Origin of the sequence: Methylobacterium sp. WL69, from assembly GCF_008039485.1 — a bacterium.
Taxonomy (GTDB): Bacteria; Pseudomonadota; Alphaproteobacteria; order Rhizobiales; family Beijerinckiaceae; genus Methylobacterium.
In genome coordinates this window covers 16488-38517 of record NZ_VRUZ01000021.1, presented here as the reverse complement: position 1 = coordinate 38517, position 22030 = coordinate 16488, and the positions used below count along the sequence as shown (strand labels likewise).

Annotated in this window: 9 protein-coding genes; 7 read left to right on the top strand and 2 right to left on the bottom strand. The window is 67.9% G+C overall.

The window, feature by feature from the left end; all coding sequences use genetic code 11:
* Positions 1–302 precede the first annotated feature (302 nt).
* The 7 genes from FV218_RS08680 (at position 303) to glgB (ending at position 20103) form a co-directional block, all read left to right on the top strand.
* Positions 303–1724, top strand: coding sequence for a trehalose-6-phosphate synthase (locus FV218_RS08680; RefSeq protein WP_056094453.1), 1422 nt, complete (start codon positions 303–305; stop codon positions 1722–1724).
* Between the two features lie 103 nt (positions 1725–1827).
* A complete protein-coding gene (gene glgX, locus FV218_RS08675; protein WP_147709443.1) occupies positions 1828–3927 on the top strand; it encodes a glycogen debranching protein GlgX in 2100 nt (699 codons plus the stop codon).
* 183 nt (positions 3928–4110) lie between these two features.
* Positions 4111–5922, top strand: a complete 1812-nt coding sequence (gene treZ / locus FV218_RS08670) for a malto-oligosyltrehalose trehalohydrolase (RefSeq protein ID WP_147709431.1) — start codon at positions 4111–4113, stop codon at positions 5920–5922.
* Complete coding sequence (locus tag FV218_RS08665; protein ID WP_147709430.1) at positions 5922–10829, top strand: malto-oligosyltrehalose synthase; 4908 nt, start codon at positions 5922–5924, stop codon at positions 10827–10829. Before treZ ends, FV218_RS08665 begins: the two co-directional genes overlap by 1 nt.
* Before the next feature lie 168 nt (positions 10830–10997).
* Positions 10998–14381 (top strand): maltotransferase domain-containing protein, encoded by a 3384-nt coding sequence (locus FV218_RS08660; RefSeq protein WP_147709429.1) that lies wholly within the window; start codon positions 10998–11000, stop codon positions 14379–14381.
* Positions 14382–14550: 169 nt separating this feature from the next.
* The gene (gene treS / locus FV218_RS08655; RefSeq protein ID WP_147709428.1) at positions 14551–17808 is read left to right on the top strand and encodes a maltose alpha-D-glucosyltransferase; all 3258 of its coding nucleotides are present in this window, start codon (positions 14551–14553) and stop codon (positions 17806–17808) included.
* Positions 17809–20103 (top strand): 1,4-alpha-glucan branching protein GlgB, encoded by a 2295-nt coding sequence (glgB, locus tag FV218_RS08650; RefSeq protein WP_056094441.1) that lies wholly within the window; start codon positions 17809–17811, stop codon positions 20101–20103.
* Between the two features lie 78 nt (positions 20104–20181).
* On the opposite strand, the gene FV218_RS08645 is transcribed toward glgB, so the two are convergent.
* Positions 20182–20757: a hypothetical protein gene (locus FV218_RS08645; protein ID WP_147709427.1), complete on the bottom strand. Its 576-nt coding sequence runs from the start codon at positions 20755–20757 to the stop codon at positions 20182–20184.
* 113 nt (positions 20758–20870) lie between these two features.
* Complete coding sequence (locus tag FV218_RS08640) at positions 20871–21905, bottom strand: hypothetical protein (RefSeq protein WP_147709426.1); 1035 nt, start codon at positions 21903–21905, stop codon at positions 20871–20873.
* Positions 21906–22030: the final 125 nt, after the last annotated feature.

Sequence of the window (22030 nt, the reverse complement as noted above, 5' to 3'; positions counted from 1 at the left end):
CTCTGTTCAGGTCACGGCCCCTAGGAGACAAAAGCTTGGCCGGGGAGCCTCGCCGTGACGACCGGTTGGGACGATGAACGTTGTCGCTCGTTGCTTCGGCGGGTGTCCGGATCACGGGTGTGGCGGACCCTGGGCATGCGTATTTTGCCGTGAGGCGGGCACGGGCGCCCCTTGACCGGGATAGTCTTAACGCGCTTGGCTGCAACCAACGGATCGCGCTCGGCTTCCGCGCGTTCACCCACTGTATCAGTCTGAGCGCGCGCGATTCCCGCGCCGCGCCCTGAGGACCGGAGCCGGCTTACGTGGCACGTCTCGTCATCGTATCGAACCGCGTCGCAATCCCCGAGGATGGTGGCAAAGCCGTTGCGGCCGGCGGTCTCGCCGTCGCGGTCAAGGAGGCCTTCACGGCCTATGAGGGGTTGTGGTTCGGCTGGAGCGGCAACGTCGTGGAGAATCCCTCCACGGAGCCGACCCTCATCGATCGGGGCCGGGTCCAGTACGCCGTCGTCGATCTCTCGCCCCAGGACCACCGGGAATATTACAGCGGCTTCGCCAACCGTGCCCTGTGGCCGATCATGCATTACCGGCTCGGGCTCGGTGCGTTCTCGCGCTCGGATTACGCCGGCTATCAGCGCGTCAACCGGATCTTCGCCCGGGCCCTCGCCGACCTGATCCAGCCCGACGACATCATCTGGGTGCACGATTATCACCTGCTGCCGCTGGCCTCCGAGCTGCGCGGCCTCGGCATCGCCAACCCCATCGGCTATTTCCACCACATTCCGTGGCCGGCGGCGGACGTGTTCAACACCCTGCCGGCGAGCAACGACCTCCTGCGCGGCATCGCCGACTACGACCTCATCGGCCTCCAGACCGATCCGGACGTTCACAACCTCACCCGCAATCTCATCGACGAGCTGCGCGCCATTCCGCTGGGCGGCGGCTCCCTGATGGTGGACGGGCGCCGTACCCGCATCCGCAGCTTCCCCATCGGCATCGACGTGGCGGGCTTCAAGGAAGCAGCGGAGAATGCCGGTGCCAACCGGACCGTGCGCGAGACTATGGCGGGCCTGCGCACCCGCAAGCTCCTCATCGGCGTCGATCGCCTCGACTATTCCAAGGGCGTGCCCGAGCGCATGGAGGCGGTGGAGCGCTTCTTCGCCTCGAACCCGGACCAGCGCGGCAACGTCGTCTACATCCAGATCACGCCGAAATCCCGCACGGAGGTTCCCGAGTACGAGGAACTCAGCCGCGAGGTGAACGAGACCGTGGGGGAGATCAACGGCAGCCTGGGCGAGCCGAACTGGACCCCGATCCAGTACGTCACCAAGGCCTATCCCCGACCCGTCCTCGCGGGGCTCTACCGCGCCGCCCGCGTCGGCCTCGTGACGCCCATGCGCGACGGCATGAACCTCGTCGCCAAGGAATACGTCGTCGCCCAGTCCGACGAGGACCCCGGCGTCCTCGTCCTGTCGAAGTTCGCCGGCGCGGCGCGACAGCTGCCGGAGGCGCTCCTGGTCAATCCCTACGACCGCTTCGAGGTTGCCGAGGCCATCCGCACGGCGCTCTACATGCCGCGCGGCGAGCGCCTGGAGCGCTGGAAGCCGATGCTCGAGCGCATGACGCGCGAAGACGTCGACTGGTGGGCGCGCAACTTCATGACGGAGCTGGAGAACTTCCGCACCGTCGAGCGTGAGCCGCCGCGCGCGGCGGCGGCTGCGGAATAGGTTTGCGCGGCGGCCGCGGCGGAATAAGCCTTGCAGGACTCCATGCCGGGCGGCCGTCGCCCGCGTGGCTCTCCCTATTGCGGACGTCTCTGTGACTGACAGCATGATCGGCCTCGACGATGGCGTACCCGCGCCGCTCGGGGCCCATTTCGACGGCCGGGGCGTCAACTTCGCCCTGTTCTCCCAGAACGCCACCGCCGTGGATCTCTGCCTGTTCGAGCCGGGCGAGCGCCACGAGACCCGCCGCATCCGGTTGCCGTGCCGCACGGACGATGTCTGGCACGGCCACCTGCGCGGCGTGTTTCCCGGTCAGCTCTACGGCTACCGCGTCCACGGCCGGTGGGACCCAGCCCACGGCCACCGTTTCAACCCGGCCAAGCTCGTCCTCGATCCTTATGCCCGCGAGATCCAGGGCCGCATCCGCTGGCACGACGCCCTCTACGGTCACCGGCGCGGCATCCTGCGCGAGGATCAGATCGACCGGCGCGACAGCGCGGCCTACATGCCGCGCGGCGTGGTCACGGCGCCGGAGGTGCCCGATCTCGCGGTCAGTCCCGTGCACCGTCCCCTGTCGCAGACGGTGATCTACGAGGCGCACGTCAAGGCGCTGACCCAGCTCCACCCCGACGTCCCGGAGGCCGCGCGCGGCACCTACGCGGCCCTGGCCCATCCGGCCATCATCGAACATCTGCTGAAGCTCGGCGTCACCGCCCTCCAGCTCCTGCCGATCCAGGCCTTCGCCGACGACCGCTTCCTCGTGGACAAGGGGCTGGTCAACTTCTGGGGCTACTCGCCGCTGAACTACTTCGCCCTCGAACCGCGCTACCGGGGCCCGGCCGGGATCGGCGGCCTCAAGGCGGCGATCCGCGAATTGGCGGCGGCCGAGATCGAGGTGTTCCTGGATGTCGTCTACAACCACACGGCCGAGGCCGATCATTCCGGCCCGACCCTGTCGTTCCGGGGCATCGACAACGCCAGCTACTACAAGCTCGAACCGGACGATCCGCGCCGGGAGATCGATTGCACCGGCTGCGGCAACACCCTCGACCTCGACCACCCGAGGGTGATGCAGCTCACCCTCGATTCCCTGCGCCACTGGGTGACGGCCTACGGGGTCGCCGGCTTCCGCTTCGACCTCGCCACCAGTCTCGGCCGCGTCCCCCACGACTTCTCAGCGAAGGCCGCCTTTTTCCAGGCCGTTGCGCAGGACCCCGTCCTGTCGCGGGTCAAGATGATCGCCGAGCCGTGGGACATCGGGCAGGGCGGCTATCAGCTCGGCGCCTATCCGCGTGGGTGGAGCGAGTGGAACGATCAGTTTCGCGACAGCGTGCGCGGGTTCTGGCGCGGCGACCGGGGCGTACTGTCGAAGGTCACGCAGGGGCTCTCCGGCTCGCGCGAGATCTTCGCCGCCTCCGGCCGCACGCCGCTGGCCAGCATCAACTACGCCGCCTCCCACGACGGGTTCACCCTGGCCGACGTCGTCGCCTACGAGGACAAGCACAACCTCGCCAACGGTGAGGACAACCGCGACGGCCATGGTCACAACCTCACGCGCAATTACGGCGTCGAGGGGCCGAGCGACGATTCCGCGATTCTCGCGATGCGCGCCCGCCAGAAGCGGAACATCCTGGCCACGATCGTCCTGGCCCAAGGCGTGCCGATGCTGCTGATGGGCGACGAGCGCTCGCGCAGCCAGGACGGCAACAACAACGCCTACAATCAGGACAACGCCACGAACTGGGTCGATTGGGGGACCGATCCCGATCCGGCGCTCGGCAGCTTCGTCGCCAACCTGACCCGCCTGCGCCGGGAACAGCCGGCCCTGCGCCGACGCGACTTCCTCGACGGCGGCGCCGTCGAGGACGGCCCGTTGCGCGACGTGCACTGGCTGTCGCCCTGCGGGGCGGAGATGGACGGGAACGCCTGGGCCGAGGAAACCCGCCAGGCCTTCGGCATGCAGATCGGCAACGATCTGCCCGACGCCGACCGCCTCCTCATCCTCGTCAACGCCGCCGAGGACCCGTGCGACTTCACCTTTGCGCCCGTGATCGGAGGGCCGTGGAGCTTGGTGTTCGACACGACGCGATCGACGGGCACGGTTCCGGAGGGCCAGACCCTGTTCCCGGCCGGCGCCCGCCTGCGCCTCGACGCCCGCGCGCTCTACGTCCTGCGGACCCGGCCGGCGACCTACGGACGATTGTAGCACCGGCGTCACGACCGGTCGGCGATCCCGCATCGCACAAATCTGTCGAGCTGGGCGGTTGCCGACGCGGCGGGACGCCTTACCTCGAAGCGATGGAACAAGAGCGCGGCCGACAGCCTTCTGAAGGGTCGGCCGGCTTCGCTCGCCGATCGCCCCTCAGGTAGTGACGAAAGACGGACTGCGATGCGGCGAGCCCATGCGATGGCCTTCGGCGGCGAGGCGGGAAAAGACGGCGTGCGGTTTGCCCTGTGGGCTCCCACCGCGAAGTCCGTCACCCTCGTGGTCGATGGGACCGATCATGAGATTGCCGAGGCCGGCGAGGGCTGGCGGCGTGTGACCGTGCCGAGCGTCGAGGCGGGGGCGCGCTACGGCTACCGGATCGACGGCGACCTCGTGGTGCCCGACCCCGCCTCGCGTTTCCAGCCCGACGACGTGTCGGGCCTGAGCGAGGTGATCGATCCGCGCAGCTTCGACTGGAACGATTCCGCCTGGACCGGCCGCCCGTGGGAGGAAACGGTCCTCTACGAATTGCATGTCGGCACCGCGACGCCGGAGGGCACCTACGCCGCCCTCGAAGGCAAGCTCGAGGAACTGCGCGACCTCGGCGTCACCGCCATCGAGCTGCTGCCGCTCGCCGACTTCAAGGGCACCCGCAACTGGGGCTACGACGGGGTGCTGCCCTACGCGCCGGACAGCGCCTACGGCCGCCCCGACGACCTCAAGCGCCTCGTCGACAAGGCGCATTCCCTCGGCCTGATGGTGTTCCTCGATGCCGTCTACAATCACTTCGGCCCCGCCGGAAACTATCTGCACGCTTACGCCAAAACGTTCTTCACCGAGCGCCACCAGACGCCGTGGGGCGCCGGCATTAACTTCGACGGCGAGACCAGCGGCCGTACCGTGCGGGACTTCTTCATCGAGAACGCCCTGTACTGGCTGGAGGAATACCACTTCGACGGCCTGCGCTTCGACGCCGTCCACGCCATCCTCGACGATTCCGAAAAGCACTTCATCGGTGAGCTCGCCGAGACGATCCGCGCCCGCCTGCCCGGCCGCCACATCCACCTCGTCCTCGAGAACGAGGCCAACGAGGCGAAGTGGCTGGAACGCAGGGACGACGGTCAGCCCGTCCAGCACACGGCGCAATGGGCCGACGACCTGCATCATTGCTGGCACGTGCTGCTGACGGGAGAAGAAGCCGGGTACTACGAGAGTTTCTCGGATAAGCCGGTGGCCCATCTGGCCCGGTGCCTGGCGGAAGGCTTCGCCTATCAGGGCGAGCCGTTCCCGACCCTCGACAACCATCCGCGTGGCGAGCCCTCGGGCCACCTGCCGCCCTCGGCCTTCGTCACCTTCCTGCAGAACCACGATCAGGTCGGCAACCGGGCGCTCGGCGAACGCCTGAGCGCGCTCGCCGATCCGGCCAAGCTCGCCCTCGCCCGCGCCGGCCTCCTGCTCAGCCCGCAGATCCCCATGCTGTGGATGGGCGAGGAATGGTCGGCCACCGCACCGTTCCTGTTCTTCGTCGATTTCGCGCCCGACGCGGAGCTGAACAAGGCTGTGCGCGAAGGCCGCCGGCGCGAGTTCAAGAGCTTCGCGGCGTTCGCCGACGACACGTCGGTGATCCCCGATCCGACGGAGGCGACGACCTTCACGGATTCGCGGATCGACTGGGCGGAAGTCGAACGCGCCCCCCATCGCGGCGTGTGGGCCGACACCCGCAACCTTCTGCAGATCCGGCATCAGACCGTCGTGCCCCTGACGAAGACGGCGTATTGGGGGGCGAAGGCCACCCTGCCGCGTGCCGACGCAGTCGACTGCTCCTGGCGCTACGACGGGGGGTGGCTGCGCTTCGTCGCCAATTTCGGCGATGCGCCCCTGCAGACGCCGCGCGGCGGAGGCCAGATCGTGTGGTGCAACGGGGCCGACGTCGTGACCGGCGAGACCATCGAACTCCCGTCCTGGACGGGCATCTTCCTGACGGGTGTGAACTGATGAGCCGCGACCTCGAACGCCTCGCCGATCTCCTCGGCGTCGCCCCCGGCTATACCGACGCCTTCGGCCAGGCCGTGGAGACCGCCCTGGAGACGAGGGCCGGGATGATCGCCGCTTTGGGCTTCCCCGTCGGCGACGACGGCGAGATCGCCGCGAGTCTGAGCCTTGTGGCGAAGGTTCGCGAGGGACTGACCCCGTCGCTCCTGCCCGTCGAGGCGCGCCGCGCCGCGCGGGTGCCTCTGAGAGTGTCGGCCGCCGGGACCCTGGCGTGGCGTCTCGTCGACGAGCGTGGCCACGTCCGTGAGGGCCGTGTTGCCGTTCCCGCCTCGGCGCCAGACGGCTTCGAACTGCCGCCCTTGACGCCCGGCTATCATCGCCTGACGGCGACGCTGGGCGATCAGCGCGCCGAATCCTGGGTCATCGCAGCCCCCCAGCGCTGCTGGCGTCCGCGTGCCTATGCCGACGAGGGTGCGCGCGACTGGGGGCTCGCCGCCCAGCTCTACGGCCTGCGCTCGCCGGACAACCTCGGCATCGGCTCCTACGCCGATGCGGGGCGCGCCGCCCGCGACGCCGGCCTGCGCGGCGCTTCGTTCCTGGGCCTCAGCCCCGTCCACGCGCTGTTCGCCAGCGATCGCACCAAGATCTCGCCGTACTCGCCGTCCTCGCGCCTGTTTCTCGAGACCCTGTTCATCGAGCCGGGCGTCCTTCCGGGCTTCGTCGGGTCGAAGGCCGCGGACCTCCTCGCCTCCATGGGCGCACGGGTCGAGGCCCTGCGCGAGGCCAAGCTCGTCGATCACGCCGGCATCTGGGGCGTACTCTCGCCGGTGCTCCGCGCCCTGTGGCAGGAATCCGCCGCCCGTGACGGTACCGATGCGCGCTTTGCCGCCTTCCGCATCGCAGGCGGCGCGGATCTGGAGGCGCACGGCACCTTCGAGGCGCTGGCCGAGCATTTTCAGGGGCAGGGCGCCCTCTGGCTCGGCGACTGGCCGGAGGAATACCGGCGCAACGGCACCGACGCCGTGCGGGCCTTCGCGGCAGAGCACGCGGCGACGGTGACCTACCACGTCTGGCTGCAGTACCTCGCCGACCGGCAGCTGGAGGATGCGTCCGAGATCGCGCTGGGCACCGGCATGCGTCTCGGCCTCTATCGCGACCTCGCGGTCGGCGCCGATCGCGGCGGCTCCGAGATCTGGTCGCACCCCGAGCGGTTCGCCAACGGCGTCTCCATCGGCGCGCCGCCCGACCTGCTCGCGCCCAAGGGCCAGGACTGGGGTCTGCCGGCCTTCCACCCCCTGGAGATGGAGCGCGACGGCCTCGCCGCCTTCCGCGCCCTGGTGCAGGCGAACATGCGCCATGCGGGCGCCATCCGCATCGACCACGCCTTCCAGCTCGCCCGCCTGTTCCTGATCCCCCTCGGGGCCACGGCGCAGGCCGGCGCCTACGTTGCCATGCCGTTCGAGCCGATGCTGGCCGTACTGCGCCTGGAGAGCCACCGCGCCAAATGCCTCGTCATCGCAGAGGATCTCGGCACGGCGCCCGCGGGCTTCTCCGACGCCCTGATGCAGGCCGGCATCCTGAGCTACCGCATCCTCGCCTTCGAGCGCGAGGACGGTGCCCGCTTCAAGCCGCCGGCCGCCTATCCGCGCGAGGCCCTGACGGCCATCACCACCCACGACCTGCCGACCTTCCTCGGCTGGTGGCGCGGCGTCGACACCGACACCCGTCAGGCGCTCGGCCTCTACGATTCCGAACGGGCGGACACGGAGCGGCGCGAGCGCGTCGACGAGCGCACCCGCCTCACCGAGGCGTTGGCCGCCGAGCAGTTGCTGCCGAGCTACGATCCGCCTGAGGCCGCGCCTCTCGAAGCCGCCGCGCGCTACCTCGCCCGTGCGCCGTCGATGCTGACCGCGGTGCAGTACGAGGACGTGGTCTCTGAACTGTCCCAGGCCAACGTACCGGGCTCGACGGAGGGCTACCCGAACTGGCGGCGCAAGCTCGACCGGACCCTGGAAGCCATCGCGGCCCCCGGCGGGCCGCTCGCCAAGCTCGCCGCCTCCCTGGCGGCCGAGGAGCGCGGGCCGCGCTCGGGCGCCGCGCGCCTCGCTTCGCCGCCGCCGCGTGCCACCTACCGGCTGCAGTTCCACAAGGACTTCACCTTCGCGGACGCGGAAAAAATCGTTCCGTACCTGGCCAAGCTCGGCATCAGCCACGTCTACGCCTCGCCGATCCAGAAGGCGCGGCCGGGCTCGACCCACGGCTACGACATCGTCGACCACGCCACCATCAACCCGGAGCTCGGCGGCGAGGAAGGCTTCGTGCGCTTCTCCGAGACCCTGCACGCGGCCGGGCTGAAGCTGCTGCTCGATATCGTGCCCAACCACATGGGCGTCGGCGGCGCCGACAATCCGTGGTGGCTGTCGGTCCTCGAATGGGGCGGCCTGTCGCCCCACGCGGACGCCTTCGACATCGACTGGTCCAGGCTCGGCGCCAACAACAAGCTCGTGGTGCCGTTCCTCGGCGACCGCTACGGCGAGGCCCTGGAAAAGGGCACGCTGGAGCTGAAGTTCGATCCGCAGAAAGGCGCCTTCAGCGTCTGGCACTACGAGCACGAATTCCCGATCTGCCCGCAGCAATATCCGACCATCCTCAACCGGTCCCTCGCGGCGCTCGGCGACATCGAGGATGCGGCGGCTCTGGAAGTGCTCGGCATCTCCGAGCGCCTTCGCCTCATGGGCGAAGAGACCAATGACGAGCGTCGCCGGGCCTTCCCGGCCGAGGCCGAGGACCTGAAGGAGCGCCTCGTCGAGGCGGTCGCCGCCTCGCCCGCCATCGCGGAGGCCATCGGACGGACCCTGCGGCTCCTGAATGGCGCCAAGGGTCATCCCGACAGCTTTGGGCCCCTGCACCGCCTGCTGGAGCAGCAATCCTACCGGCTGGCCCATTGGCGGGTGGCGGCGAGCGATATCAATTACCGCCGGTTCTTCGACGTGAACGGCCTGGCGGGCCTGCGCGTCGAGAAGTCCGACGTGTTCCAGCGCTCGCACGAGACGGTGTTCCGCCACATCCGCGAGGGCCGCATCGACGGCCTTCGCATCGACCACATCGACGGTCTCGCCGATCCGCAGGGCTACGCCCGCGCGCTGCAAGCGGCCGTCGGCCCCGGCTTCTACGTGGTGGTTGAGAAGATCCTCGAGCCCGGCGAGCGCCTGCGGCCTTGGCCCGTCGCCGGCACCACCGGCTACGACGTGCTGAACCAGCTCGACGGCATCCTGGTCGACAAGGGCAAGCAGATAGCGATCCGCGACCTCTACGAGGCGCGCACGCATTTCGACGAGCCCTACAAGTTTCAGCTTCGCGCGGCGAAGGCAGAAATCCTGGAGATCAGCTTCGCCTCCGAGCTCGAGGTGATGACCTCGGACCTGAAGGCCGTGGCCGATGCCGACCGGCGCACCCGCGACTTCTCCGTCAACGCCATCCGCCGGGCGCTCATCGAGATCATCGCGCGCTTTCCCACCTACCGCAGCTACCTGCCGGGGGACATCGACGAGAGCGACGTCGAGGACGAGGATGTCCGCCTCATCGAGAATGCGGTGAAGAAGGCGAAGCGCTGGAGCGCCCTGCCGGACCGTTCGGTGCACGATTTCGCCGCCGACGCCATGCTGGGCCGCATCGACGTCACCGGACCGGGTCGCCCCGACCCGGCGGTGATCCTGCGCTTCCGCCGCCGCTTCCAGCAGCTCACCGGCCCGGTGATGGCCAAAAGCCTGGAGGACACCCTGTTCTACCGGTTCTCGGAACTGCTGGCGCTGAACGAAGTCGGCGGCGATCCGGGCGAGTACGGCATCGACGCCGCACACTTCCACGCCCTCCAGGCGGCCCGCGCCCGCGACTGGCCCAACGCCATGATCGCCACGGCGACGCACGACACCAAGCGCGGCGAGGATGCCCGCTCGCGCCTGCTCGCCCTCTCGGAGATGCCCGGTGACTGGGCCGAGGCCTGGACCGCGTGGCAAGCGCTTGCCGGCCCGCACCTCACCACCATCGACGGCGAGGCCGTGCCGGATTCCAACGACCAGTGGATGTTCTTTCAGGCGATCCTGGGCGCGTGGCCCCTCGAACTGCTGGACCGGGACGAGCCCGCGGCCGTCGAGGACTTCCGTCACCGCCTCGACGCCTACTCCGAAAAGGCGCTGCGCGAATCGAAGCGCCGGTCGAGCTGGGTCAACGTCGACGAATCCTACGAGGGCGCCGTCCACGCGCTCTTCGCCAAGCTCGTCGCGCCGGGCTCGGAGTTCCTCGCGCGGATGCGGCCCTTCGCCAAGCGTCTGGCCCATCTCGGCATGATCGCGGGTCTCGGCCGCACGGTGCTGAAGGCGACCCTGCCGGGCCTACCCGACACCTACCAGGGTACGGAGTTCTGGGATTTCTCGTTCGTCGATCCCGACAACCGCCGCCCGGTGGATTATCCGGCGCTCGCCCGGTCCCTGGAGGAGGGCGGCGCGGTCCCCGATCTCCTGGCGCACTGGAGCGACGGCCGGGTCAAGCAGGCGACCCTGGCGCGTCTGCTGGCCGACCGGACCGAGCGCCCGGCCTTCTACGCCGAAGCCGACTATCAGGCCGTCATCCCCGCCGGCGGAAAAGCCGATCATGTCATCGCCTTCACACGTTCGGATGCGACGAGCGGGGAGGGCGACCTCCTGGTCGCCGTGCCGCGCCTCGTCTCCGGTCTCGTCGGGGACGGAGTGTGGTCGGGCGCGGCCTTCGCCGGGACCCACCTGCCGGTGCAGGCCGATAGCGCCTGGACCGACCTCGTCACGGGGGACACCGCCGAGGCGACGGATGGACGGATCGAACTCGACCGCCTGTTCGCGCGTCTGCCCTACGCGGTCCTGAAACGGACCCGCTGACGGCCGTTCGACCCTCCCCCCTATGCGGGGATGGGTGGTCGCGGAGCGACTGGGAGAGGGGCAGCGCCTTGTCCGGAAAGGTCGCCCCCTCTCCCGCCTGCTCCGCAGGCACCCTCTCCCGTTGAGGGGGAGGGATAGTGCGAGACACAAGAACCCAATGGAGCACGCATGAACGCACCGAGCCCCGCAACGAGTACCGCCCAGCGGACCGACGCCGGCGTGGTGCCGCTTCCCCAAGGCCTCGCGCCCCGCGCCGAGGGACCGCGCATCTACAATCTGTTCCCGTTGCTCGTCGGCCGGGTCTCGTCCTGGACCGCCGAACTGCCGCGCATCGCGGCCCTCGGGTTCGACTGGGTCTACCTCAACCCGTTCCACCAGACCGGCGGCTCGCGCAGCCTCTACGCGGTGGCCGACACCGACCGCCTTGACGAGCGGTTCCGCGACCAGGACGGCACCTCCGACGACGAGCAGATCCGCCGGTTCTGCGCCGCCGCCCGCGCCCAGGGCCTGAGCGTCATGACCGACCTCGTGGTCAACCACACGGCCCGCGACGGCTCGCTCGCCCGCGACCGGCCCGACCTGTTTCTCCGCGACGCCGACGGCGAGATCGAGAGCCCCTACGCCGTCGATCCCGACGATCCGACGAAGCGCACGGTGTGGGGTGACCTCGCCGAACTCGACTATCACACGGAGAAGAGCCGCACGGAGCTGACCGCCCTGTGGTCGGGCTACGTCAACCGCCTGCAGGACCTCGGCGTTGCCGGGTTCCGCTGCGACGCCGCCTACAAGGTGCCGGCCCCCGTGTGGCGCGATCTCATCGGCGCCGCCAAGGCGGTGGAGCCCACATGCCTGTTCGCCGCCGAGACCCTCGGCTGCACCTTCGAGGAGGCGCAGGCCACGGCGGGCGCCGGGTTCGACTACCTGTTCAACAGCTTCGCCTGGTGGGACCTCAAGGCTCCCTGGGCCCTGGAGCAGTACGACCGCCTGCGCGTCGTCGCCCCCTCCATCGCGTTCCCCGAGAACCACGACATGGCCCGCCTCGCAGCGGACCTCGACGGTGATGCCGAATCCATCTCACGCCACCTCAAGGCGCGCTACGCGCTCGCGGCCTTCTTCTCCGCCGGCGTGCTCATGCCCATCGGGTACGAGTGGGGCTACGCGAAGAGCTTGCACGTGGTCGAGACCACACCCGAGAGCCGCGAATCCGACACCGGCATCGACATCTCGGCGTATGTCACCGCCATCAACGCGTTGCGGGCGGGTCTCCCGGCGGCCAACGTCGAGGGCGCGCAGGCGCGCATCTCGGCACCCGACGCGGCGTTCGTTGCCCTTCTGCGCTTCGACACCGGCCACGGCGCCTCGGCCCGCAGCGCCGTGCTCGTGCTCCACAACCCCGGCACGGTCCCGGTCGCCGTGGACGCCGCTCCCCTCGTCGCCCGCACGGGCGGCATGCTTGGGACCTTCACCGACCGCACGCCGGACGTCGCCCCCATTGCGTTCACCCCCGGCATCAGCGTCGACCTGCAGCCGGGCGAGGTCCGCATCCTCAGTGCCTCCCGCGAAACGGTCACGAAGGAGCCGCCGCTCACCACGCCGACGGGCGAGGGTCGCGTCGTCATCGAGGCGGTGTCGCCCGAGATCGACGGCGGCCGCTCGGCGGTCAAGCGCGTGGTCGGCGAGAGCGTCCACGTCACGGCCGACATCTTCAGCGACGGCCACGAAATCATCGATGCCGAGATCCTGTCCCGCGTCGTCGGCGAGGACATCTGGGCCTCCGACCCGATGGTGTTCACCGAGAACGACCGTTGGGGCGGACACTTCCCCCTGGAGCGCAACGCCCGCTACGAATTCACCATCCGGGCGTGGCGCGACGCGTTCTCATCGTGGATGCGCGACACCCTGAAGAAGCGCGACGCCGGGGTCGACGTCCAATTGGAGACGGTGGAGGGCATCGCCTTCGTGGTGGATGCGACCGACGAGGCCGCGGGCGCCGACCGCGACCGGCTGAAGGCGCTCGCCACCGCCCTCGATGCCAAGACCACCGGCTCGGCGGCTCAGCTCGATCTCATGCTGATCCCTGAGAACGCGCGCCTCGTCCGCCGCTACGCGCCGCGGGTGAACCTGTCGCGCTACCCCGTGAACGTCCCGGTCATCGCCGACCGCCTCGCGGCCCGGTTCTCGGCCTGGTACGAGATATTCCCGCGCTCGCAGTCCATGGACGTCAACCGCCACGGTACCTTCGACGACGTGATCCGGCGCCTGCCCGAGATCCGCGAACTCGGCTTCGACGTGCTGTACTTCACCCCGATCCACCCCATCGGCAAGACCAACCGCAAGGGCAAGAACAACACCCTCAAGGCGCTCGAAGGCGATGTCGGCTCGGTCTACGCCGTCGGCTCGGAGGCGGGCGGCCACGAGGCGGTGCATCCCGACCTCGGCACCCTGGACGATTTCCGCCGGCTGGTGGCGGCGAGCCATGCCTACGGCATGGAGATCGCCCTCGACTTCGCCATCCAGTGCTCTCCCGACCATCCCTGGATCAAGGACCACCCGGAGTGGTTCGAGTGGCGTCCCGACGGCACCCTGAAATTCGCCGAGAACCCGCCAAAGAAGTACGAGGACATCTCCAACGTTCACTTCTACGGCGGGGCGCTTCCCTCCCTGTGGATCGAGCTGCGCGACATCGTGCTCGGCTGGGCGGCCCTCGGCGCGCGCATCTTCCGGGTCGACAACCCGCACACCAAACCGATTCCGTTCTGGGAATGGATGATCGGGCAGGTCAACGGCCGCTACCCCGACGTGATCTTCCTCGCCGAGGCCTTCACCCGGCCGAAGATGATGAAGAAGCTCGCCAAGGCCGGCTACCAGCAGAGCTACACCTACTTCACTTGGCGCGACACCAAGGCCGACCTCATTGCCTATTCCACCGAGCTCGCTGGCGAGATGGGCGAGTATTACCGCCCGAACTTCTTTGCGAACACGCCGGATATCAACCCGATCTACCTGCAGACGAGTGGTCGGGCGGGTTTCGTCGTGCGCGCCACCCTCGCGGCGACACTCTCCAGCGTCTGGGGCATCTACAACGGCTTCGAACTGTGCGAGGCCGCACCCTATCCGAGCAAGGAGGAGTATCTGAATTCCGAGAAGTACGAGCTGAAGGCCTGGGACTACGACCGGCCCGGCAACATCCGCGAGCACATCATCAAGCTGAACCGCATCCGCCAGGACAACCCGGCCCTGTGGGATTTCCGCAATGTGGTCTTCACGGGTGCGTATAACGACGAGATCATCGCCTACGCCAAGACCACGCCGGAAGGCGACAATTGCATCTTCACCATGGTCAACCTCGATCCGAAGAACCGCCAGGAATGCACCTACGAGGTGCCCCTGTGGCTCGTCGGCCAGCCCGACGACGGCGCGGTCGAGGTCGAGGACCTGCTGCTCGGCTACAAATTCGAATTGCGCGGCAAGTCCCACCGCATCGCCTTCGATCCGGCCGAACGCTCGGCCATCGTCTGGCGCCTGCGGGCCCCGCGCCGGGTTGCGCCTTGACCGGACCCATGTCAGCAGAAACCGCGACAATCGTGAGCGATCGTCGCGGTGTCGCCTCAGTGTCGGCGCCTATCCACCCGATGGACGCCGCACCCGGCGATCCCCGTACGGGCCCCGGTGCGCACACTCCGAATACGCCCTTGAACTCGATGCATGAGGCAACGACGCGATGATCGATCGCAGCGATCCGCAATGGTACCGTGACGCCATCATCTACCAAATCCACGTCAAGTCGTTCTTCGACTCGAACAACGACGGGATCGGCGATTTCGAGGGCCTGACGCAGAAGCTCGACTACGTCCGCGACCTCGGGGTCACGGCGATCTGGCTGATGCCGTTCTATCCGTCGCCCCTGCGCGACGATGGCTACGACATCGGCGACTACCGCGAGGTCAACGCCTCCTACGGCACCATGGAGGAGTTCCGGAAGTTCGTGGAGGCCGCGCACGAGCGTGGCCTGCGCGTCATCACCGAGCTCGTCATCAACCACACCTCGGATCAGCATCCCTGGTTCCAGCGCGCCCGCGAGGCACCGGCTGGATCGCCGGAACGCGACTTCTACGTCTGGTCGGACACCGACACGCCGTATGCCGACACGCGGATCATCTTCCTCGACACCGAGACCTCGAACTGGACCTGGGACCCCGTCGCCAAGCAGTATTTCTGGCACCGGTTCTACAGCCATCAGCCCGACCTCAACTTCGACAACCCGGCCGTGCTCGAGGCCGTCATCGAGGTGATGCGCTACTGGCTCGACATGGGCGTCGACGGCCTGCGCCTCGACGCGATCCCGTATCTGATCGAGCGCGACGGCACGAACTGCGAGAACCTGCCCGAGACCCACACGGTCATCAAGGCGATCCGCGCGGCCCTCGATGCGAGCTATCCCGACCGGATGCTGCTGGCGGAAGCCAATCAGTGGCCCGAGGAGACGGCGCAGTACTTCGGCGACGGCGACGAATGCCACATGGCGTTCCACTTCCCGCTGATGCCGCGCATGTACATGGCCATCGCCAGGGAAGACCGGCACCCGATCACCGACATCATGCGCCAGACCCCGGAGATCCCCGAGGGCTGCCAGTGGGCCATCTTCCTGCGCAACCACGACGAGCTGACCCTCGAAATGGTGACGGCGGAAGAGCGCGACTACCTGTGGTCGTTCTACGCCGCCGAGCGCCGCGCCCGCATCAATCTCGGCATCCGGCGCCGCCTCGCGCCGCTCCTGGAGAACGACCGGCGCAAGATCGAACTGATGAAGTCCCTCGTCCTGTCGATGCCCGGCACGCCGGTGCTCTACTACGGCGACGAGATCGGCATGGGCGACAACATCTACCTCGGTGACCGCGACGGCGTGCGCACCCCGATGCAGTGGTCCCCGGACCGCAACGGCGGCTTCTCCCGCGCCAATCCCGCCAAGCTGTTCCTGCCCTCGGTGCAGGACCCGATCTACGGTTTCGATGCCATCAACGTCGAGGCGCAGACCCAGTCGCAGACCAGCCTGCTGAACTGGACCCGGCGCATGATCGCCATCCGCAACAATTCCGTGGCCCTCGGCCGCGGCGGGATGCAGTTCCTGTATCCTTCGAACCGCAAGGTTCTCGCCTGGATTCGCGAGTTCGAGGGCGAGCGGGTGCTGTGCGTGGCGAACCTCTCGCGCGCGCCGCAGGCCGTGCAGCTCGATCTCTCGGAACTGCGCAACGCCGTTCCCATCGAGCTCACCGGCGGTTCGGAATTCCCGGCCATCGGCGAGCTGCCCTACCTGCTGACGCTGCCCTCCTACGGTTTCTACTGGTTCTCCCTCAGCGCGGCCAACACCGGCACCATCGGCCCGCAGCCGGAAACGCCGGAGCTGTTCACCCTGGTGTTGACCGGCGGCATCGAGACCCTGATGGCCGGGCGCGAGCGTACCGCCTTCGAGCGCACCGTGGCGCCGCGCTTCATCGCGACCCGCCGCTGGTTCGGCGCCAAGGGCTCGCGCATCAAATCGGTGAGCGTCACCGACAGCGCGACCCTCAAGGATGCGACGGGCGAGGCGCGCTTCCTTCTGCCGCGCGTCGCAGTCCACCTCGCCAACGGCGAGCGTCAGGATTACTTCGTGCCCGTCGCCGTCGACGAGGGCCGCGAGGACGAGACCCTGATGCCGTTCGCCGTGGCCCGGGTCCGGCGCGGTCCGCGCACGGGCCTGCTGTTCGGCGCCTCGGCCTCGCCGGCCTTTGCCGTCGCCATGGTGGAAGGCATGCGGGAAGGCCGCGAGCTGCCCACCGAGACGGGCAAGCTCGTGTTCTCGACGACGTCCGCCTTCGACCCGGCGATCACGTTCGAGGCAGGCGAGGTGCGCAACCTCAGCGCCGAGCAAAGCAACACCTCCATCGCCATCGGCTCGAAGATGATGCTGAAGCTGCTGCGGCGGCTCCAGACCGGGGTCCATCCCGAGATCGAGGTCGGGCGCTTCCTCACGGAAACCGCCCACTTCAACAACACGCCGGCCCTGCTCGGCGTCGTCGAGCATGTCGATCCCGACGGCGTGCGCACGGCCGTCGCCGTCCTGCAGAAGTTCGTGCCGAACCAGGGCGACGCCTGGACCCTCATGCTCGAGGGCCTGCGCCGCGACTTCGACACGGTGGTGCTCGCCCCCGAGAGCGAGGCGCCGACGCCCGAGGAGGCGTTCGAGTCCCACCTGCGCTGGGCGATCCTGCTCGGCCGCCGCACGGCCGAGATGCACAACGCCTTCGCGGTGGCGACGGACGACCCGGCCTTTGCGGCCGAGCCGTTCGAGCATGCCGACCTGCACGCGCTCGGCGACGACACCCGCCGCCAGGCCGAGCGCGCCTTCCGGGGCCTCGATGCGCTCGCCGGACGCACGGCCAACGCGGCGAGCACGGAGCTCGCCGGGCGCCGCCGGGAGGTCGAGGACGCCATCGAGGCGCTCACGGCCCGGCCCCCGCTCGGGGCCACGAAGACCCGTATCCACGGCGACTACCACCTCGGGCAGGTGCTGGCGGCGGAGGACGACCTCATCATCGTCGATTTCGAGGGCGAGCCCTCGCGGCCGGCCGACGAGCGCCGCCTCAAGGCGACGCCGCTCCGCGATGTCGCCGGGATGATGCGCTCGTTCGCCTACGGCGCCGAGACCGTGACCCGCGAGATCGCCGTACGCTTCGCCGATTCCGAGGAGCGGGCGCGCCGGGCCTCCATCGCCTGGCGTGGCATGATCGATGCGGCGTTCCTCGACGGCTATCGGCAGACGGTTTCGGCCAGCGGCGGCGGGGTAACGGATGCGGAGACCGAGAGCCGGCTGCTGAAGCTGTCGCTCCTGACCAAGGCCCTCTACGAGGTCGATTACGAGGCGAACAACCGTCCCGATTGGATCGAAATCCCCGCACGTGGGGTTCTGACCATTCTGGACGATATCAAGAAAGGCGTTTGAATGACGGGCATCGACGAGACGTTCGCGGGCCGCACCGGGCACGCATCGGCAACCTCGGGGGCCGCGAACGTACCGCCTGTTGCCACGGGCACGCGGGCGCCCGAGACGCGCGGCGTGCATCCCGATTCGGTGGCCGCCATCATGGCGGCCAACCACGGCGATCCGTTCTCGGTGCTGGGTCCCCACGAGGTCGGGCCGGGCGCCTGGGAAGTCCGGGCCGTGCTGCCGGAGGCGAAGGGCGCGACCCTCCTGACGGGGGGCAAGCGCATCCCGTTCGAGCGCAAGCACCCGGACGGCTTCTTCGTCGCGAAGGTCGAAGCCCAGGGTCGCCCGCTCTACGAACTCGCCGTGGAGGACTGGGACGGCACCGAGCGCAACCGCCACGACCCCTACGGCTTCGGCTCGTCCCTGGAGCAGCACGACATCGACGCCCTGCGCGAGGTCGGCAGCAACGTCACCTACCGCATCCTCGGCGCCCAGGCGCGCACGGTCGACGGCATCCAGGGCTTCCGCTTCGCCGTGTGGGCACCCAACGCCCGCCGCGTCAGCGTGGTCGGCGACTTCAACGCCTGGGACGGCCGGCGCCATCCCATGCGCCTGTGGCAGAACGGCGGGGTGTGGGAACTGTTCGTCCCCGGCCTGAAGGCGGGCGCGCACTACAAGTTCGAGCTGCTCGGCCCTGACGGGACCGTGCTGCCGCTGAAGGCCGACCCCGTCGCCTTCGCGGCGCAGAAGCCCCCCGAGACCGCCTCCGTCCTGCAGGGCACCAACGATCCCGCTTGGCACGACGAGAAGTGGATGGCGACGCGCGGGGAAAAGGACCCGCGCCATGTCCCCATCTCGATCTACGAGGTCCATCTCGGCTCGTGGGCGCGGGTGGCCGAGGAGGGCAACCGCTACCTCACCTACAAGGAACTCGGCGACCGCCTCATCCCCTACGTCAAGGAGATGGGCTTCACCCACATCGAGATGCTGCCGATCACGGAGTTTCCGTTCGACGGCTCATGGGGCTACCAGCCGGTGTCTCTGTTCGCCCCGACGAGCCGCTTCGGCACGCCCGACGACTTCGCCGCCTTCGTCGATGCCGCGCATGACGCCGGCATCGGTGTGATGCTCGACTGGGTGCCGGGCCACTTCCCCCTCGATGCCCACGGTCTCGGCCAGTTCGACGGCACGCACCTCTACGAGCACGCCGACCCGCGCCAGGGCTTCCATCAGGATTGGGGCACCTACATCTACAATTTCGGCCGGTCGGAGGTCTCGACCTTCCTCGCCGCCAACGCCCGGTTCTGGCTCGAGCACTACCACCTCGACGGCCTGCGCGTGGATGCCGTCGCGTCGATGCTCTACCTCGACTATTCGCGCCGGCAGGGCGAGTGGATCCCGAACCGCTATGGCGGCAACGAGAACCTCGACGCCATCGACTTCCTGCGCAAGACCAACGAGGCCACCTACGCCCACGCCCCCGGCACCCTGACGGTGGCGGAGGAATCCACCTCCTGGCCCGGCGTCTCCCACCCGACCTACACGGGCGGCCTCGGCTTCGGCTTCAAGTGGAACATGGGGTGGATGCACGACACCCTGAACTTCGTCTCCAAGGAGACGATCCACCGGCGCTACCACCACCACGACTTGACCTTCGGCCTGCTCTACGCCTTCTCGGAAAACTTCATCCTGCCCCTGTCCCACGACGAGGTGGTGCACGGGAAGGGCTCGCTGCTCGGCAAGATGACCGGCGACCGCTGGCAGAAGTTCGCCAACCTCCGAGCCTATTACGGCTTCATGTGGGGCCATCCGGGCAAGAAGCTGCTCTTCATGGGCTGCGAGTTCGGCCAGGAGAAGGAGTGGAACCACAACCAGTCCCTCGACTGGCACCTCCTCGACGACCCCCACCACCAGGGCGTCAAGGATCTGGTCCGCGACCTTAACCACCTCTACGCAGCCGTCCCGGCCCTCCACACCCGCGACACGGAAGCCGCCGGTTTCCAGTGGCTGGTGGCGGACGACCAGGACAACAGCGTCATCGCCTGGGCCCGCAAGGGCCGCGAGGCCGGCGAGGTCGCCGTGGTGGTGTCGAACTTCACGCCCGTCGTGCGCGAGAGCTACCGCATCGGCGTGCCGGAGGCGGGTTTCTACCGCGAGGCCATCAACTCGGACGCCGAGCGCTACGGCGGCTCCAACGTCGGCAACATGGGCGGGGTGCGTGCCGAAGCCATCGCCAGCCACGGCCAGAGCCATTCCATCAGCCTGACCATCCCGCCGCTGGCCACGACGATTTTCGTGCGCGCGGACTGATAACGGCCTGCATGGCGGACAAAAAAGCCGGCGGCGTCCTCGCGACGCCGCCGGCTTTTTCGTGGGTCGGATGCCGCATCAGCCCACTTCGAGGGGGAGGGGCTTCTTGACCCAGTGGGGTTCGAGGGGGCTGCCGACGATGTTCTCCGCCTCCCACCGGTGCAGGAGGGCTGCCAGCCCCGCCCGGTCGTCGGCCATCAGCGGCGCGTCGATCAGACAAAGGCGGTCATATTCCAATTGATGAAAGGGTTCGTCCATGATCCGGCCCGGGCGATAGTACTCCCGGGACTTCGTCCACATCGCCCGCGCCGCGTCGAGTTCCCCGAGGGCTATGTGGGCGAAGAGATACCAATGCGAATCGAGACGGATAAATGTTTCAGGGCGCGCGCGGGTGAAATTCAGGCACTTGTTGACTGTATCGAAGGGTCGAAGTCGGTCCAAGGCGTCCGCTTCGACCCGTGTGATGAAATCCGCCTGCATCGTCGGATCGGACCAGGACCAATACCAACCACCCTTGAAACCATCCGAACGACCGATGCGATCACCGCAACGTCCGTACGTCTCCCATGTCCGGACGCCGGGCATGAAGAATTCCGTCAGAAACCAATCCGCGACACACTGGTCGGCATCGCTCGTGCGATCGATTCGGATCACTCGCCCAACCGATCCCACTGGGCGAAACCAGAGAGTCTGGTTTCCGACGAAGACGAGGTCCGGGTTCCTCTGCAGAAGCGGCTGAACCAAAGACTTGATCTGACGTTTTGTTGTCATATTTCAGGCCGGACTTGTATCATGATAATACCTTCCGATTCAGGAAAGCGGGTCTTTGCGATCCTAGTTAGCAAAAGAGCGCGAGTAGGGGTCAGCTCATCTCTGCCGGTCTTATAGTCATAGATGCACACCTTATTGTCTGGTGTTAGCTCGAAGAGATCCAAGCGAACCGAATCTTTCTTGCCATAATGAGCATCTATGTCGCTCCTATCGAGCGAAAGCTCTACATGAACACCCAGGTAATTCAAATTTTTGAATGTCCTGGCAATATCATAGTGAATAAGATTGCCAAGTCTTGTGTTGTCCAAATGCGGATTCAAAGCCCGCAATCGCTTCGCCGCCTCGTTCGTCACCGCCTGCACCTCGCGATTGAGGGGACACGCCTGATTGAGCGTCGTTTGGCTGACCGGTCCAACCCAGATCAACGGATATTTCTTGTCCACATCCGTCTCGAAGTCGTAGCGCAGGGCGGTCGTACCGGGCGCCTTCCCGAAACGCGGTTCCCGCGCCCGGAGGTAGATGAACAGGAACGCGGCTGCTTCCAGCGTCGCTGCGACGGCGGGGACAACGACGAACGGCAGGAAGACCGGTTGCACCGTCGCCTCGGGCGGCGCACTCGCTCCCAGGAACGTTCCGCGCGACAGGACCTCGCCGGTCTGCCCGTCGCGAACGGTCTGGGTGTCGCCGGAATTCTCGAACAAGCGGCTGTCGCCGTCGGGCGTGATGACCCGGTGCTGTTCGTCCCCTTCATTGCGGCCGGAGCGAATGCGAAGGGTGAGGACTTCACCGCCGCCATCGAGCAGCGTCCGCTGCTGCGTCTGCGAACTCGAATCGTTCCCGCCCCCGGCCGGACTCCATTGTCCGCCGCCGCCCTGGCCGGCCGGAACGCGGGGCTGATTCGGGTCGTACTTCCGCATCAGGTGGCGGACGCGGAGCAGCTTCGTCTCCGTGGTCAGGAGGGCGAGGCGAAGCCGCATCTCATCGCGACCGTCCGTCGTCCGGAGCCGGAAATCTCGGTTGCGCACTGGCATGGCGAACACCTTTGTTCATGAAATGTTCTACCGTAGGATGCACACAATAGGAAATTATTCAAGTAAATTCGATTTTGGTCCATTGCCGGTCAAGAGGGCCTCCGAACGCAAAACGCCGCCCCGCG